The sequence below is a fragment of the Providencia sp. PROV024 genome, assembly GCF_032709665.1.
GTDB classification, from domain to species: Bacteria; Pseudomonadota; Gammaproteobacteria; order Enterobacterales; family Enterobacteriaceae; genus Providencia; species Providencia huashanensis.
Genome location: NZ_CP120545.1, coordinates 4,348,371 through 4,362,305 on the forward strand (window position 1 = coordinate 4,348,371; position 13,935 = coordinate 4,362,305).

Here is a 13,935-nt window from a genome sequence, read left to right on the forward strand (position 1 = left end):
TATACCTTCATATAATTAGTGGGTTTTATATCCTTAATAAACTTTAGAAGCACCTTTTTCTAAAATCTCCATAATTGAACAATAGGTTGTTGCATGTTCCTCACCACAACATGCTGAACTAAGCATCTTCAGTGAATCGCGCATAATAATAAGCTCTTGTATTTTTTTTTCAACTTCTAGTAACCTAACATCAACAATTTGCTTGGATTCTTGGCATGTATGATGTTCCGGATCAACTCTTATTGAAAGTAACTCTGCAATAGCATCCAAAGTAAACCCTAACTGTTTTGCATAGCGAATAAAGCGTAATCGCTGCAAATCCTGTTCTGTAAATAGCCGATAGCCACCTTCAGTTCTTATTTTATGTCCCATCAAACCTTGTTTCTCATAAAAACGGATGGTGTCTGGAGTGACATCAGCTAATTTAGCTATTTCGCCAATCTTATACATACTCATGAACGCTTACCTATAAATAAGGGTTAACAACAAAAAATTCAAGAGCACAAAATCTGCTTTGGAAAAGTAAGAATAGCAGGTACAAAAAAACCGGGCAATATACCCGGTTTTCTTGAAAGCGACGACAGATTACTCTGCTGCTGCTTCTTGAGACTCAACAGCACGGTCAACAAGCTCGATGTAAGCCATCGGAGCATTGTCACCTGTGCGGTAGCCACACTTAAGAATACGAGTGTAACCACCTGCACGAGCTGCGAAACGAGGTCCCAGTTCATTAAATAATTTTGCAACGATCTCGTTATCACGAGTACGTGCGAATGCCAGACGACGATTAGCTACGCTGTCGGTCTTGGCAAGAGTAATCAGCGGCTCAACGACGCGACGCAGTTCTTTCGCTTTAGGCAGAGTCGTCTTGATGATCTCATGACGAACTAAAGAACCAGCCATGTTACGGAACATAGCTTGGCGGTGGCTGCTGTTGCGGTTCAATTGACGACCACTCTTACGATGGCGCATGACCTTATCCTTCTCAGTAAAACCTTAACCTGTGATCTTAATCATCAGCAATACTTGCTGGTGGCCAATTTTCTAAGCGCATGCCCAGAGAAAGACCACGAGATGCCAAGACGTCCTTAATTTCAGTAAGAGATTTCTTACCGAGGTTAGGCGTTTTAAGCAACTCAACTTCTGTACGCTGTACCAGATCACCGATGTAGTGGATAGCTTCTGCTTTGAGGCAGTTAGCAGAGCGGACAGTCAATTCCAGATCGTCAACTGGGCGCAGTAAGATAGGATCGAATTCTGGCTTCTCTTCTTTAACTTCCGGTTGACGTACATCACGTAAATCAACGAATGCTTCAAGTTGTTCAGCTAGAATGGTCGCTGCACGGCGAATCGCCTCTTCAGGATCGATTGTACCGTTAGTTTCCATTTCAATAACTAACTTATCCAAGTCCGTACGTTGCTCAACACGAGCTGCTTCAACATTATAGGCAATACGCTCTACTGGGCTGTAGCAAGCATCGACTAACAAACGACCGATTGGGCGCTCATCTTCTTCCGAATGAACTCGGGCAGAAGCCGGCACATAACCACGACCACGCTGTACTTTAATTCGCATATTAATAGATGCGCTTTCGTCAGTCAGGTGGCAGATGATGTGCTGTGGCTTGACGATTTCGACATCACCATCATGGATGATGTCGGCTGCAGTCACAGGGCCAATGCCAGATTTATTCAAGGTTAAAATAACTTCATCTTTCCCCTGAACTTTTACCGCCAGCCCTTTCAGGTTGAGGAGAATCTCCAGGATATCTTCCTGTACACCTTCTTTGGTGCTGTACTCATGCAGTACACCATCAATCTCAACCTCTGTCACCGCACAACCCGGCATAGACGAAAGCAGAATACGGCGCAGTGCGTTACCAAGAGTATGGCCAAAGCCACGCTCTAAAGGCTCAAGGGTCACCTTAGCGTGCGTCGAACTCACTTGCTCGATATCTACCAGGCGCGGTTTTAGAAACTCTGTCACAGAACCCTGCATTGTGTCCTCTCTTTGGTGCTAAGCTTTACTTGGAGTAAAGCTCGACGATCAGGTGTTCGTTAATGTCCGCAGACAAGTCAGTACGTTCAGGAATACGTTTGAACACACCTTCCATTTTAGCAGCATCAACTTCCAGCCAAGTTGGCTTCTCACGCTGTTCAGCCAGCTCTAAAGCAGCCTTAATACGAGACTGTTTTTTAGCTTTCTCACGAACGCTGATAACGTCATTCGGGGAAACCTGATAAGAAGCGATATTAACTACGCGACCATTTACCATGATAGCCTTATGGCTAACCATTTGACGTGCTTCTGCGCGAGTTGCGCCAAAGCCCATACGGTAAACTACGTTATCAAGACGGCCTTCCAGCAAAGTCAGCAGGTTTTCACCTGTGTTGCCTTTCAGACGTGTTGCTTCTTTATAATAGTTACGGAATTGACGCTCCAGAACACCGTAGATACGACGAACTTTTTGTTTTTCACGTAACTGAACACCATAGTCAGACAGACGCGGTTTACGCGCTCCGTGCTGGCCTGGTGCCTGTTCTAATTTACACTTGGTGTCAATCGCGCGAACACCAGACTTCAGAAAGAGGTCTGTTCCTTCGCGACGGCTCAGCTTGAGCTTAGGACCCAAATATCTAGCCATTTTCTTTCTCCAACAGTCCTAAAAAACGATACGTATTAAACGCGACGTTTTTTCGGTGGGCGACAACCGTTATGAGGGATAGGAGTCACATCAGTAATATTAGTGATGCGAAAACCTGCGGCGTTCAGAGCACGAATTGTTGATTCGCGACCCGGACCCGGTCCCTTAACCATAACTTCCAAGTTTTTAATTCCGTATTCTTTCACAGCTTCTGCGCAACGCTCTGCTGCAACCTGAGCTGCAAACGGAGTGGATTTGCGAGAACCACGGAAACCGGAACCACCGGCAGTTGCCCAACCTAATGCGTTACCTTGACGATCAGTAATAGTAACGATTGTGTTGTTGAAAGAAGCATGGATATGAGCCACACCGTCTGAGACTTGTTTTCTTACACGCTTACGTGCACGAATTGGTGCCTTTGCCATTATTCAGTACCCCGACTTATTTCTTGATCGGCTTACGCGGACCCTTGCGGGTACGAGCGTTAGTCTTAGTACGCTGTCCGCGCACAGGAAGACCACGACGATGACGTAAACCACGGTAACAACCAAGGTCCATTAGACGCTTGATGCTCAGGGTAATTTCACGACGTAGGTCACCTTCTACAACATACTTGGCAACTTCGTCACGCAGCTTGTCGATTTGTTCTTCAGACAGTTCACTGATCTTAACATTTTCAGCAATACCAGTTGCTTCACAGATAGCCTGTGAACGTGTTTTGCCGATTCCGAAAATCGATGTTAAAGCGATTACGGTATGTTTATGATCAGGAATGTTAATGCCTGCTATACGGGCCACTATGCACTCCTAAGTTAAAATATACATTACTGTGCTGAAAAGCCCGTTTTCAGGATACTCAAACAATAATGTATCTTAGATAAAAAAGATTGGCTGGCTAATTTAGCCAGCTCAACCCAACTTTGCAAGAAAAAAATGCTTTTTCTTAGCCTTGACGTTGTTTATGTCTTGGCTCAACACTGCAAATTACACGAACGCTACCATTGCGACGGATAACTTTGCAGTTACGGCATAATTTCTTGACGGAAGCACGAACTTTCATTTTTACTCTCCGTAACTTCTAAGCAAACCATAATCACACAGAGTGATTATTTACCTTTCAGGTTTGCTTTCTTCAATGCAGACTCATACTGACTTGACATCATCAGAGTTTGCACTTGAGCCATAAAGTCCATGATAACAACAACCACGATTAAGAGGGAAGTACCACCAAAGTAAAAAGGTACTTTCATTGCGTCACGCATGAACTCCGGGATTAGGCAGATGAAGGTAATATATAATGCGCCAACTAATGTCAAGCGAGTCATTACCTTATCAATGTACTTGGCCGTTTGCTCTCCCGGACGAATTCCTGGTACAAATGCACCGGACTTCTTCAGGTTATCTGCTGTTTCTCTTGGGTTGAAAACCAACGCCGTATAGAAGAAACAGAAGAAGATGATCGCAGATGCATAAAGCAACACATATAACGGTTGACCAGGCTGCAAATACATAGAAATAGTCGTCAGCCAGTCCCAGCCAGTTCCATCACCAAACCAAGAAGCTATTGTACCCGGGAATAGTATGATACTGGAAGCAAAAATTGCAGGAATTACACCCGCCATATTCACTTTTAACGGTAAATGTGTACTTTGTGCTGCATAAACACGGCGCCCCTGCTGACGTTTAGCGTAATTAACGACAATACGACGTTGACCACGTTCCATAAACACAACAAAGAAAGTAACCGCGAATACTAATACTGCAACCAACAGCAACAGGAGGAAGTGCAGGTCGCCTTGCCGAGCTTGCTCGATGGTATGGCCAATAGCCGGCGGTAACCCCGCAACAATACCAGCGAAGATAATGATAGAGATACCGTTACCAATACCTCTTTCAGTTATCTGTTCACCTAACCACATTAAGAACATTGTCCCTGTGACTAAGCTAACAACAGCCGTAAAGTAGAATGGAAGACCCGGATCAATAACCAATCCTTGCATCCCTGGCATATTCGGTAGACCCATTGCAATACCAATAGATTGGAATATTGCTAATACCAGAGTACCCCAACGAGTATATTGGCTTATCTTCCGACGACCTGCTTCTCCTTCCTTCTTAATCTCTGCTAATCGTGGATTAACCACAGATAATAATTGGATGATGATCGACGCCGAAATATACGGCATGATCCCCAAAGCAAAGATAGAAGCACGGCTAAGAGCACCACCAGAGAACATGTTAAACATTTCAATGATGGTGCCTTGTTGCTGTTCGAGCAATTTGGCAAGCACAGTGGCATCAATACCAGGGATTGGAATAAAAGAACCAATTCGGAATACAATTAGCGCACCAATTACAAACAAAAGTCTGCGTTTAAGTTCGCCAGTTCCACCCTTGGCACTTTGAAAATCTAATCCTGGTTGTTTAGCCATCTGTCACTTATTCCTCAATTTTACCGCCGGCAGCTTCGATTGCAGCGCGAGCACCTTTAGTAACACGAAGGCCACGTACAGTAACTGCACGGTTCACTTCGCCAGACAGAATAACTTTCGCATATTCAATCTGGATGCCAACAACGTTCGCGGCTTTCAGTGCGTTCAGATCAATAACATCGCCTTCAACAGCAGCAAAATCAGACAGACGAATCTCTGCAGTGATCATTGCTTTACGTGAAGTGAAGCCGAATTTCGGCAGACGACGATATAAAGGCATCTGGCCGCCTTCGAAACCACGACGTACGCCACCGCCAGAACGAGATTTCTGACCTTTGTGACCACGGCCGCCGGTTTTACCCAGACCAGAACCGATACCACGACCTACGCGTTTAGGCGCGTGCTTGGCACCTTCAGCCGGAGACAGAGTATTTAAACGCATCTCTTACTCCTCAACTTTAACCATGTAGGAAACCAAGTTGACCATACCACGTACAGCAGGAGTATCCTCGCGCTCTACTGTATGACCAATGCGACGCAGACCTAAACCGACCAGTGTTGCCTTATGCTTAGGCAGACGACCGATTGAACTGCGAACTTGTGTAATTTTAATAGTCTTAGCCATGGCCGATTACCCCAGAATTTCTTCGACGGATTTTCCACGCTTAGCTGCGACCATTTCTGGAGACTTCATGCTGTCTAAAGCATCCAGTGTTGCACGAACCACGTTGATTGGGTTTGTGGAACCGTAGGTTTTAGCCAGTACGTTGCGAACTCCAGCTACTTCTAAAACAGCACGCATTGCACCGCCGGCAATGATACCGGTACCTTCGTGAGCAGGTTGCATAAACACACGAGAACCAGTGTGTGTACCTTTCACAGGGTGGAACAATGTGCCGTTGTTTAGAGCAACGGTTTTCATACTGCGACGGGCTTTTTCCATCGCTTTCTGGATTGCTGCCGGAACTTCGCGCGCTTTGCCGTAGCCAAAACCAACGCGACCGTTACCATCACCAACTACAGTTAGTGCGGTAAAGCTGAAAATACGGCCACCTTTAACGGTTTTTGCTACGCGGTTTACCGCGATCAGCTTTTCCTGCAGTTCGCCAGCTTGTTTCTCGATGTGAGCCATCTTACACCTCTACCTTAGAACTGAAGGCCAGCTTCACGGGCAGCATCTGCCAGTGCCTGGACTCTACCATGATATTGGAAACCAGAACGGTCAAAAGCAACAACTTTGATGCCTTTTTCCAGTGCGCGTTCTGCAACTAATTTACCAACAATTGCTGCTGCGTCTTTGTTTCCAGTAAACTTAACTTGTTCATTGATAGCTTTTTCTGTAGTAGAAGCTGCAACCAATGTTTCAGAACCGTTCGGTGCGATAACCTGCGCATAAATATGGCGTGGAGTACGATGTACCACCAGGCGAGTCGCACCCAACTCTTGGATCTTACGGCGTGCGCGGGTCGCACGACGGATACGAGCTGCTTTCTTATCCATAGTGTTACCTTACTTCTTCTTAGCCTCTTTGGTACGCACGATTTCATCGGCGTAACGAACACCTTTACCTTTATAAGGTTCAGGACGACGGTAAGCACGCAGTTCTGCTGCAACTTGGCCAATCACTTGCTTATCCGCACCTTTCAGTACGATTTCAGTTTGTGTTGGACATTCAGCAGTAATGCCTGCTGGCAGTGCGTGTTCAACCGGATGCGAGAAACCTAAAGACAAGCTTACAGCATTGCCTTTGATTGCTGCACGGTAACCAACACCGACCAGTTGAAGCTTTTTAGTGAAGCCATCGGTAACACCAACAACCATTGCATTACACAGTGAACGAGTAGTACCCGCTTGTGCCCATGCATCCGCGAAACCTTCGCGTGGTGCGAAAGTCAGCTGATTGTCTTCGTTTTTAACTTCAACTGCATTATGGATAGTACGACTAAGCTCGCCGTTTTTACCCTTAATCGAAATAACCTGACCGTTGAGTTTTACCTCTACGCCGGCAGGAATGACGACGGGTGCTTTTGCCACACGAGACATTCTTTCCTCCCGAATTAAGCTACGTAGCAGAGAATCTCGCCACCAAGACCAGCTTGGCGAGCTGCACGATCAGTCATGACACCTTTAGAGGTAGAAATAACAGCGATACCTAACCCAGCCATAACTTGTGGTAGCTCATCTTTTTTCTTATAGATGCGCAGGCTTGGGCGGCTTACACGCTGAATGCTTTCTACGACAGCCTTACCTTGGAAATAACGTAAAGTCAGTTCCAATTCTGGCTTGATGTCGCCTTCAATTTTAAAATCTTCGATATAACCTTCTTCCTTCAGCACTTTGGCAATTGCCACTTTCAGCTTGGAGGAAGGCATGGTGACCGCAACTTTGTTCGCGGCCTGACCGTTACGGATACGGGTCAGCATATCCGCGATGGGATCTTGCATGCTCATCTGTCTTTACTCCCGTGATTCAAATGGAATTACCAACTTGCCTTTTTAAGGCCCGGGATTTCACCGCGCATTGCGGCTTCACGGACTTTAATACGGCTCAGACCAAACTTCCGCAGGAAACCATGCGGACGCCCTGTTTGACGGCAGCGGTTACGCTGACGAGAAGGACTTGAATCACGTGGCAGTGTTTGCAGCTTGAGAACAGCGTCCCAGCGATCTTCATCGGATGCTTTAACATCAGAGATGATAGCTTTCAATTCTACGCGTTTTGCGAAGAACTTCTCAGCTAATTTAGCACGTTTAACATCACGCGCTTTCATAGATTTCTTAGCCATGAGTACCCTGCCTTACTTGCGGAACGGGAAGTTGAACGCTGCTAACAGTGCGCGACCTTCGTCATCTGATTTCGCAGTAGTGGTGATAGTAATATCTAAACCACGTACGCGATCCACTTTATCGTAATCGATTTCAGGGAAGATGATTTGTTCACGAACACCCATGCTGTAGTTACCGCGACCATCGAAAGACTTAGCGGGCAAGCCACGGAAGTCACGAATACGTGGTACAGCAATAGAAATCAGACGCTCAAGGAACTCCCACATGCGTTCGCCACGCAGGGTTACTTTACAGCCGATTGGATAGCCCTGACGGATTTTGAAGCCTGCAACAGATTTGCGTGCTTTGGTGATCAAAGGTTTTTGACCTGAGATCGCTGTTAAATCAGCTGCTGCGTTATCCAGCAGTTTTTTATCAGCAATCGCTTCACCAACACCCATATTCAGGGTGATCTTCTCGACCCGAGGGACTTGCATGACAGAAGTGTAGTTAAACTCAGTCATGAGTTTATTAACTACTTCGTCTTTATAGTAATCATGCAGTTTCGCCATCGTATACTCCAAAAATTACTTGATAGTTTCACTGTTAGATTTGAAGAAACGGACTTTTTTGCCGTCTTCGAATCTAAAGCCTACACGGTCAGCCTTACCGGTTGCCGCGTTAAAGATTGCAACGTTAGAAACTTGAATAGCCGCTTCTTTTTCAACGATGCCACCTGGTTGGTTCAGAGCCGGTACAGGCTTCTGATGTTTTTTAACCAGATTGATACCTTCAACGATAACTTTACCAGAAGAAATAACCTGCTTTACTTTACCGCGCTTACCTTTGTCTTTCCCAGTTAGCACGATAACTTCGTCATCACGACGGATTTTCGCTGCCATAGTTCGCTCCTTAGAGTACTTCAGGTGCCAGAGAGATAATTTTCATAAACTTCTCGTTACGAAGTTCACGAGTTACCGGCCCAAAAATACGCGTACCGATTACTTGCTCGCTGTTGTTATTTAATAACACACAAGCATTACCATCGAAGCGAATGACAGAACCGTCAGGGCGACGTACACCCTTCTTGGTGCGCACCACTACCGCTTTCAGGACATCACCCTTTTTAACTTTACCGCGTGGAATTGCTTCTTTAACGGTAATTTTAATGATGTCGCCGACATGTGCATAGCGACGGTGCGAGCCACCTAGAACCTTGATACACATTACGCGACGTGCACCGGAGTTGTCGGCCACGTTCAGCATAGTCTGTTCTTGGATCATTTTAGTGCTCCGCTAAATGTCAACTACTACTGAGCCACCTCATTATGAAGAGGCCGTTCAAATATACCCATACTACGAGGGCGCGGCATTATAACACCACATCATCGAGTTGGACAGAAAAAAATAAACGGCTCAATCAAATAAGAGCCGTTTATTCATCAGAAAAGTCTATTCTATTACAGAACAGCTTTTTCTACAACGCGAACTAAGGCCCAAGACTTAGTCTTAGACAGTGGACGAGTTTCGCGGATTTCTACCACGTCACCGATTCCACATTCATTGTTCTCGTCATGTACGTGCAATTTAGTCGTACGACGGATGAATTTACCATACAGAGGGTGTTTCACCATACGCTCGATAGCAACAACAATAGATTTCTCCATTTTATCGCTAACTACACGACCTTGCAGAGTACGGATTTTATCGCTCATTACGCACCTGCCTTCTCAGTCAGTAAAGTCTTCACACGTGCGATATCACGACGCACTTGTTTCAACAGATGAGACTGTTGTAGCTGACCACTTGCAGCCTGCATACGTAAATTAAATTGTTCACGTAACAAGTTCAAAAGTTCAGCATTCAGCTCTTCAACGCTTTTTTCGCGCAGCTCTTGTGCTTTCATTACATCACCGTCTTAGTTACAAAGGTGGTTTTGATAGGCAGTTTCGCTGCTGCCAGAGAGAATGCCTCACGAGCCAGCTCTTCAGGCACACCGTCCATTTCGTATAAAACTTTACCAGGCTGGATTAAGGCAACCCAATATTCTACGTTACCTTTACCTTTACCCATACGAACTTCGAGTGGTTTCTCAGTGATTGGTTTGTCTGGGAACACACGGATCCAGATTTTACCTTGACGCTTAATAGCACGGGTCATAGCACGACGTGCCGCTTCGATCTGACGTGCAGTCAGACGACCACGGCCAACAGCTTTAAGACCGAAAGTGCCGAAGCTAACATCCGTACCTTGCGCTAGACCACGGTTGCGGCCTTTGTGCACCTTACGGAATTTTGTACGCTTTGGTTGTAACATCAGCGACTCTCCTTACTTGCGGCCTTTACGCTGCTGCTTTTTAGGTTGAGCAGCTGGTTTCTCAGCTTGTTCAACAGCAGCCATACCACCCAGAATCTCACCTTTGAAGATCCATACCTTAACGCCGAGAACACCGTAAGTGGTGTGCGCTTCTGAAGTGTTGTAATCGATATCAGCACGTAATGTGTGCAGTGGCACACGGCCTTCACGATACCACTCGGTACGAGCGATTTCAGCACCGCCTAAACGGCCACTGACTTCAACTTTAATACCTTTAGCGCCCAGACGCATTGCGTTCTGTACTGCACGCTTCATAGCACGACGGAACATAACACGACGTTCCAGCTGTGAAGAAATGCTGTCAGCAACTAATTTTGCGTCCAGTTCTGGTTTACGAACTTCGGCGATATTGATTTGCGCAGGAACACCAGCGATATCCGCTACTGTTTTACGCAGTTTTTCAACGTCTTCACCTTTCTTACCGATAACGATACCTGGGCGAGCAGTGTGAATAGTCACACGGATGCTTTTCGCAGGACGTTCGATAACGATGCGAGAGATTGACGCTTTTGCCAATTCTTTATTTAAGTACTGGCGTACTTTAAAATCGCTGTCTAGGTTGTCAGCGAATTCATTGGTATTCGCATACCAAGTAGAGTTCCAAGGTTTGACAATACCCAGGCGAATACCATTAGGATGTACTTTCTGACCCATTGCTAGTCTCCAGAGTCTCAGCGATCGGACACAACCACTGTAATGTGGCTGGTGCGCTTAAGAATACGATCTGCACGGCCTTTCGCACGCGGCATGATGCGTTTCATAGTTGGACCTTCGTCTACGAATATTTTCGCAACTTTCAGGTCATCAATGTCAGCGCCATCGTTTTGCTCTGCGTTAGCAATTGCAGATTCAAGTACTTTCTTCACTAAACCAGCAGCTTTCTTGTTGGTGTAGGTCAGAATTTCCAGAGCTTGCGACACTTTCTTACCGCGAATCAGGTCGGCAACTAAGCGAACCTTCTGGGCAGAAGAACGAGCGTGGCGATGCATAGCTAAAGTTTCCATCTCTTCCTCCTATCCTTAACGTTTCTTAGCTTTCTTATCTGCCGCGTGGCCGCGATAAGTGCGAGTCGGTGCGAATTCACCCAGTTTGTGACCAACCATTTCGTCGGTTACGAAAACTGGAACATGCTGACGACCATTATGGACAGCGATGGTCAATCCGATCATATTAGGAAAGATCGTTGAACGACGGGACCAAGTCTTGAGAGGCTTCTTGTCTCCGCTTTCCACCGCTTTCTCTACCTTCTTCAGCAAGTGCAGGTCAATAAAAGGACCTTTCTTGAGAGAACGTGGCATGGCTTATCCTCTAATTATTTTTTAGAACGATGACGTACGATGAATTGATCAGTACGCTTGTTGCTACGAGTTTTCTTACCTTTGGTTTGAACGCCCCAAGGTGTTACAGGGTGTTTACCAAAGTTACGGCCTTCACCACCACCATGTGGATGGTCTACTGGGTTCATCGCAGTACCGCGAACGGTAGGACGAATACCACGCCAGCGACTAGCACCAGCTTTACCGAGAACACGTAACATATGTTCAGCGTTACCAACTTCACCTAAGGTTGCACGGCAATCAGCTAAAACTTTACGCATTTCACCAGAACGCAGACGTAAGGTGACATAAGCACCATCACGAGCAACGATTTGAGCGTAAGTACCTGCTGAACGCGCTAACTGTCCACCTTTACCTGGTTTCAGTTCGATATTATGAACTGTAGAACCAACAGGGATGTTGCGCATAGGCAGTGCGTTACCAGCTTTGATTGCTGAATCAACACCAGATTGAATCTGGTCGCCAGCTTTCAGGCCTTTTGGTGCAAGAATATAACGACGTTCACCGTCTTTATATAGTACCAGTGCAATGTTCGCAGAACGATTTGGATCATATTCCAAACGCTCAACAACCGCAGGGATACCGTCTTTGTTGCGTTTAAAATCAACTAAACGATAATGCTGCTTATGGCCACCACCGATATGACGGGTAGTGATACGGCCATTGTTGTTACGACCACCGGATTTGCTGTTTTTTTCTAACAGCGGAGCATAAGGTTTTCCCTTATGCAGCTCAGGGTTAACCACTTTAACAACGTGGCGACGGCCCGGAGACGTAGGTTTACATTTAACAACTGCCATTGTTCTTTACTCCTCCGACTTACTCTGCGCCGCTAACGAAGTCCAGATTCTGGCCTTCTTTCAGCGTAACGTAAGCTTTTTTCCAGTCACTGCGGCGACCGGAACGCTGACCGTGGCGTTTAGTTTTGCCTTTAACCAGCAAAGTGTTAACACCTTCAACTTCGACTTCAAACAGTTTCTGTACAGCAGCTTTGATTTCTGCTTTAGTCGCGTCTTTCGCAACTTTGAGAACGATGGTATTGCTTTTTTCCATCGCTGTAGAAGCTTTTTCAGATACATGCGGCGCGCGCAGTACTTTTAGCAGACGTTCTTCACGGATCATGCCAGCATCTCCTCAACTTGCTTCACAGCATCAGCAGTCATAACCACTTTGTCGAAGGCGATCAGGCTTACTGGGTCGATACCAGCTGCATCACGAACGTCAACCTTGTACAGGTTGCGCGCTGCTAAAAACAGATTTTCATCTAATTCAGCAGTGATGATCAGCACATCTTCCAGAGCCATATCTTTCAGTTTCTGTGCCAGCAGCTTAGTTTTAGGCGCTTCTACAGAGAACTTCTCGACAACGATCAGACGATCTTGACGTACCAATTCAGACAGGATGCTTTTTAAAGCACCACGGTACATCTTCTTATTAACTTTTTGACTGTGGTCCTGTGGTTTAGCTGCAAAGCTAACACCACCAGAGCGCCAAATCGGGCTCTTTACTGAACCAGCACGTGCACGACCAGTGCCTTTTTGACGCCATGGTTTTTTACCTGAACCAGAAACTTCAGCACGAGTTTTCTGAGCACGAGTACCTTGACGAGCACCAGCTGCATATGCAACAACTACTTGGTGAACAAGCGCTTCATTGAAATCACGCCCGAAGGTAGTTTCGGAAACAGTCAGCGCGCTTTGCGCGTCTTTCATTACCAATTCCATTCCTATCTCCTCGACGTTAAGCCTTGACAGCCGGTTTTACGATCAGGTTGCTACCAGTTGCTCCTGGAACAGCACCTTTGACCAGCAGCAGGTTGCGCTCAGCGTCAACACGTACTACATCTAAGCTTTGAACAGTTACACGTTCATTACCTAGTTGGCCTGCCATTTTCTTGCCTTTAAACACTTTGCCCGGAGTCTGGTTCTGACCGATAGAACCCGGAACACGGTGAGACAAGGAGTTACCGTGAGTAGCATCTTGAGTACGGAAATTCCAGCGCTTAACTGTGCCGGCAAAACCTTTACCTTTAGATGTACCAGTAACGTCGACTTTTTTAACGTCAGCGAAAATTTCAACGCTAATGCTTTGACCTGCTGCAAACTCAGTACCTTCTTCAGTACGGAATTCACGCAGAATACGGCCAGCTTCAACGCCAGCTTTAGCGAAATGACCTGCTTCAGGTTTAGTTACACGGTTAGCTTTTTTGCTACCAGTAGTAACCTGAATTGCATTATAACCGTCAGTTTCTGCAGTTTTAACCTGAGTAACACGGTTATTTTCAATTTCGATAACAGTTACAGGGATAGAAACACCATCTTCAGTGAAGATACGCGTCATTCCCACTTTCTTACCGACTAAACCAATCATTGTTTCAACC

At 46.0% G+C, this 13,935-nt stretch carries 28 protein-coding genes; all 28 read right to left on the bottom strand.

What is annotated here, in order from left to right; translation table 11 throughout:
• Nucleotides 1–33: 33 nt before the first annotated feature.
• Entirely contained in the window at nt 34–450 is a 417-nt protein-coding gene (gene zntR / locus P3L56_RS20065; protein WP_042847794.1) for a Zn(2+)-responsive transcriptional regulator, read from the bottom strand.
• Nucleotides 451–585: 135 nt separating this feature from the next.
• Nucleotides 586–972 (bottom strand): 50S ribosomal protein L17, encoded by a 387-nt coding sequence (gene rplQ / locus P3L56_RS20070; RefSeq protein WP_004907152.1) that lies wholly within the window; start codon nt 970–972, stop codon nt 586–588.
• Nucleotides 973–1,009: 37 nt separating this feature from the next.
• On the bottom strand, nt 1,010–1,999 hold the full coding sequence (locus P3L56_RS20075; RefSeq protein WP_004265491.1) for a DNA-directed RNA polymerase subunit alpha: 990 nt from the start codon (nt 1,997–1,999) through the stop codon (nt 1,010–1,012).
• 25 nt (nt 2,000–2,024) lie between these two features.
• On the bottom strand, nt 2,025–2,645 hold the full coding sequence (rpsD, locus tag P3L56_RS20080; RefSeq protein ID WP_004265487.1) for a 30S ribosomal protein S4: 621 nt from the start codon (nt 2,643–2,645) through the stop codon (nt 2,025–2,027).
• Between the two features lie 35 nt (nt 2,646–2,680).
• Nucleotides 2,681–3,070, bottom strand: coding sequence for a 30S ribosomal protein S11 (gene rpsK, locus P3L56_RS20085; RefSeq protein WP_002919257.1), 390 nt, complete (start codon nt 3,068–3,070; stop codon nt 2,681–2,683).
• A gap of 16 nt (nt 3,071–3,086) precedes the next feature.
• On the bottom strand, nt 3,087–3,443 hold the full coding sequence (rpsM, locus tag P3L56_RS20090) for a 30S ribosomal protein S13 (RefSeq protein WP_004907144.1): 357 nt from the start codon (nt 3,441–3,443) through the stop codon (nt 3,087–3,089).
• Nucleotides 3,444–3,588: 145 nt separating this feature from the next.
• On the bottom strand, nt 3,589–3,705 hold the full coding sequence (rpmJ, locus tag P3L56_RS20095; RefSeq protein ID WP_071548716.1) for a 50S ribosomal protein L36: 117 nt from the start codon (nt 3,703–3,705) through the stop codon (nt 3,589–3,591).
• A 46-nt stretch (nt 3,706–3,751) separates the two neighbouring features.
• A complete protein-coding gene (secY, locus tag P3L56_RS20100; protein ID WP_042847554.1) occupies nt 3,752–5,077 on the bottom strand; it encodes a preprotein translocase subunit SecY in 1,326 nt (441 codons plus the stop codon).
• A gap of 7 nt (nt 5,078–5,084) precedes the next feature.
• Nucleotides 5,085–5,519, bottom strand: a complete 435-nt coding sequence (gene rplO, locus P3L56_RS20105) for a 50S ribosomal protein L15 (RefSeq protein WP_004265478.1) — start codon at nt 5,517–5,519, stop codon at nt 5,085–5,087.
• A 3-nt stretch (nt 5,520–5,522) separates the two neighbouring features.
• The gene (gene rpmD, locus P3L56_RS20110) at nt 5,523–5,702 is read right to left on the bottom strand and encodes a 50S ribosomal protein L30 (protein ID WP_004265475.1); all 180 of its coding nucleotides are present in this window, start codon (nt 5,700–5,702) and stop codon (nt 5,523–5,525) included.
• 6 nt (nt 5,703–5,708) lie between these two features.
• Nucleotides 5,709–6,209 (bottom strand): 30S ribosomal protein S5, encoded by a 501-nt coding sequence (gene rpsE / locus P3L56_RS20115; protein ID WP_004265471.1) that lies wholly within the window; start codon nt 6,207–6,209, stop codon nt 5,709–5,711.
• Between the two features lie 14 nt (nt 6,210–6,223).
• Nucleotides 6,224–6,577, bottom strand: a complete 354-nt coding sequence (rplR, locus tag P3L56_RS20120) for a 50S ribosomal protein L18 (RefSeq protein WP_042847557.1) — start codon at nt 6,575–6,577, stop codon at nt 6,224–6,226.
• A 9-nt stretch (nt 6,578–6,586) separates the two neighbouring features.
• On the bottom strand, nt 6,587–7,120 hold the full coding sequence (gene rplF / locus P3L56_RS20125; RefSeq protein WP_042847560.1) for a 50S ribosomal protein L6: 534 nt from the start codon (nt 7,118–7,120) through the stop codon (nt 6,587–6,589).
• 14 nt (nt 7,121–7,134) lie between these two features.
• A complete protein-coding gene (gene rpsH, locus P3L56_RS20130) occupies nt 7,135–7,527 on the bottom strand; it encodes a 30S ribosomal protein S8 (protein ID WP_042847562.1) in 393 nt (130 codons plus the stop codon).
• 29 nt (nt 7,528–7,556) lie between these two features.
• Entirely contained in the window at nt 7,557–7,862 is a 306-nt protein-coding gene (rpsN, locus tag P3L56_RS20135) for a 30S ribosomal protein S14 (RefSeq protein ID WP_004265458.1), read from the bottom strand.
• Nucleotides 7,863–7,874: 12 nt separating this feature from the next.
• Complete coding sequence (rplE, locus tag P3L56_RS20140; RefSeq protein WP_006816328.1) at nt 7,875–8,414, bottom strand: 50S ribosomal protein L5; 540 nt, start codon at nt 8,412–8,414, stop codon at nt 7,875–7,877.
• A 15-nt stretch (nt 8,415–8,429) separates the two neighbouring features.
• Entirely contained in the window at nt 8,430–8,744 is a 315-nt protein-coding gene (gene rplX, locus P3L56_RS20145) for a 50S ribosomal protein L24 (protein WP_042847564.1), read from the bottom strand.
• 10 nt (nt 8,745–8,754) lie between these two features.
• Entirely contained in the window at nt 8,755–9,126 is a 372-nt protein-coding gene (gene rplN, locus P3L56_RS20150; RefSeq protein WP_004265449.1) for a 50S ribosomal protein L14, read from the bottom strand.
• A 176-nt stretch (nt 9,127–9,302) separates the two neighbouring features.
• On the bottom strand, nt 9,303–9,557 hold the full coding sequence (rpsQ, locus tag P3L56_RS20155; RefSeq protein ID WP_042847566.1) for a 30S ribosomal protein S17: 255 nt from the start codon (nt 9,555–9,557) through the stop codon (nt 9,303–9,305).
• Nucleotides 9,557–9,748 (bottom strand): 50S ribosomal protein L29, encoded by a 192-nt coding sequence (rpmC, locus tag P3L56_RS20160; RefSeq protein WP_004265442.1) that lies wholly within the window; start codon nt 9,746–9,748, stop codon nt 9,557–9,559. Before rpmC ends, rpsQ begins: the two co-directional genes overlap by 1 nt.
• Nucleotides 9,748–10,158, bottom strand: coding sequence for a 50S ribosomal protein L16 (gene rplP / locus P3L56_RS20165; protein WP_004265436.1), 411 nt, complete (start codon nt 10,156–10,158; stop codon nt 9,748–9,750). Before rplP ends, rpmC begins: the two co-directional genes overlap by 1 nt.
• 12 nt (nt 10,159–10,170) lie before the next feature.
• The gene (rpsC, locus tag P3L56_RS20170; RefSeq protein WP_004907131.1) at nt 10,171–10,872 is read right to left on the bottom strand and encodes a 30S ribosomal protein S3; all 702 of its coding nucleotides are present in this window, start codon (nt 10,870–10,872) and stop codon (nt 10,171–10,173) included.
• Between the two features lie 17 nt (nt 10,873–10,889).
• The gene (gene rplV, locus P3L56_RS20175; protein WP_004265430.1) at nt 10,890–11,222 is read right to left on the bottom strand and encodes a 50S ribosomal protein L22; all 333 of its coding nucleotides are present in this window, start codon (nt 11,220–11,222) and stop codon (nt 10,890–10,892) included.
• 15 nt (nt 11,223–11,237) lie between these two features.
• A complete protein-coding gene (rpsS, locus tag P3L56_RS20180) occupies nt 11,238–11,516 on the bottom strand; it encodes a 30S ribosomal protein S19 (protein ID WP_004265426.1) in 279 nt (92 codons plus the stop codon).
• 14 nt (nt 11,517–11,530) lie between these two features.
• Nucleotides 11,531–12,355 carry a 50S ribosomal protein L2 gene (gene rplB, locus P3L56_RS20185; RefSeq protein WP_006657016.1) on the bottom strand — a complete coding sequence of 275 codons (825 nt, stop codon included), beginning with the start codon at nt 12,353–12,355 and terminating at the stop codon, nt 11,531–11,533.
• A 19-nt stretch (nt 12,356–12,374) separates the two neighbouring features.
• A complete protein-coding gene (gene rplW, locus P3L56_RS20190; protein ID WP_042847569.1) occupies nt 12,375–12,677 on the bottom strand; it encodes a 50S ribosomal protein L23 in 303 nt (100 codons plus the stop codon).
• Nucleotides 12,674–13,279: a 50S ribosomal protein L4 gene (rplD, locus tag P3L56_RS20195; protein WP_042847571.1), complete on the bottom strand. Its 606-nt coding sequence runs from the start codon at nt 13,277–13,279 to the stop codon at nt 12,674–12,676. The genes rplW and rplD overlap by 4 nt, the downstream gene beginning before the upstream one ends.
• Nucleotides 13,280–13,295: 16 nt before the next feature.
• Nucleotides 13,296–13,925, bottom strand: a complete 630-nt coding sequence (gene rplC / locus P3L56_RS20200; RefSeq protein ID WP_042847572.1) for a 50S ribosomal protein L3 — start codon at nt 13,923–13,925, stop codon at nt 13,296–13,298.
• Nucleotides 13,926–13,935: the final 10 nt, after the last annotated feature.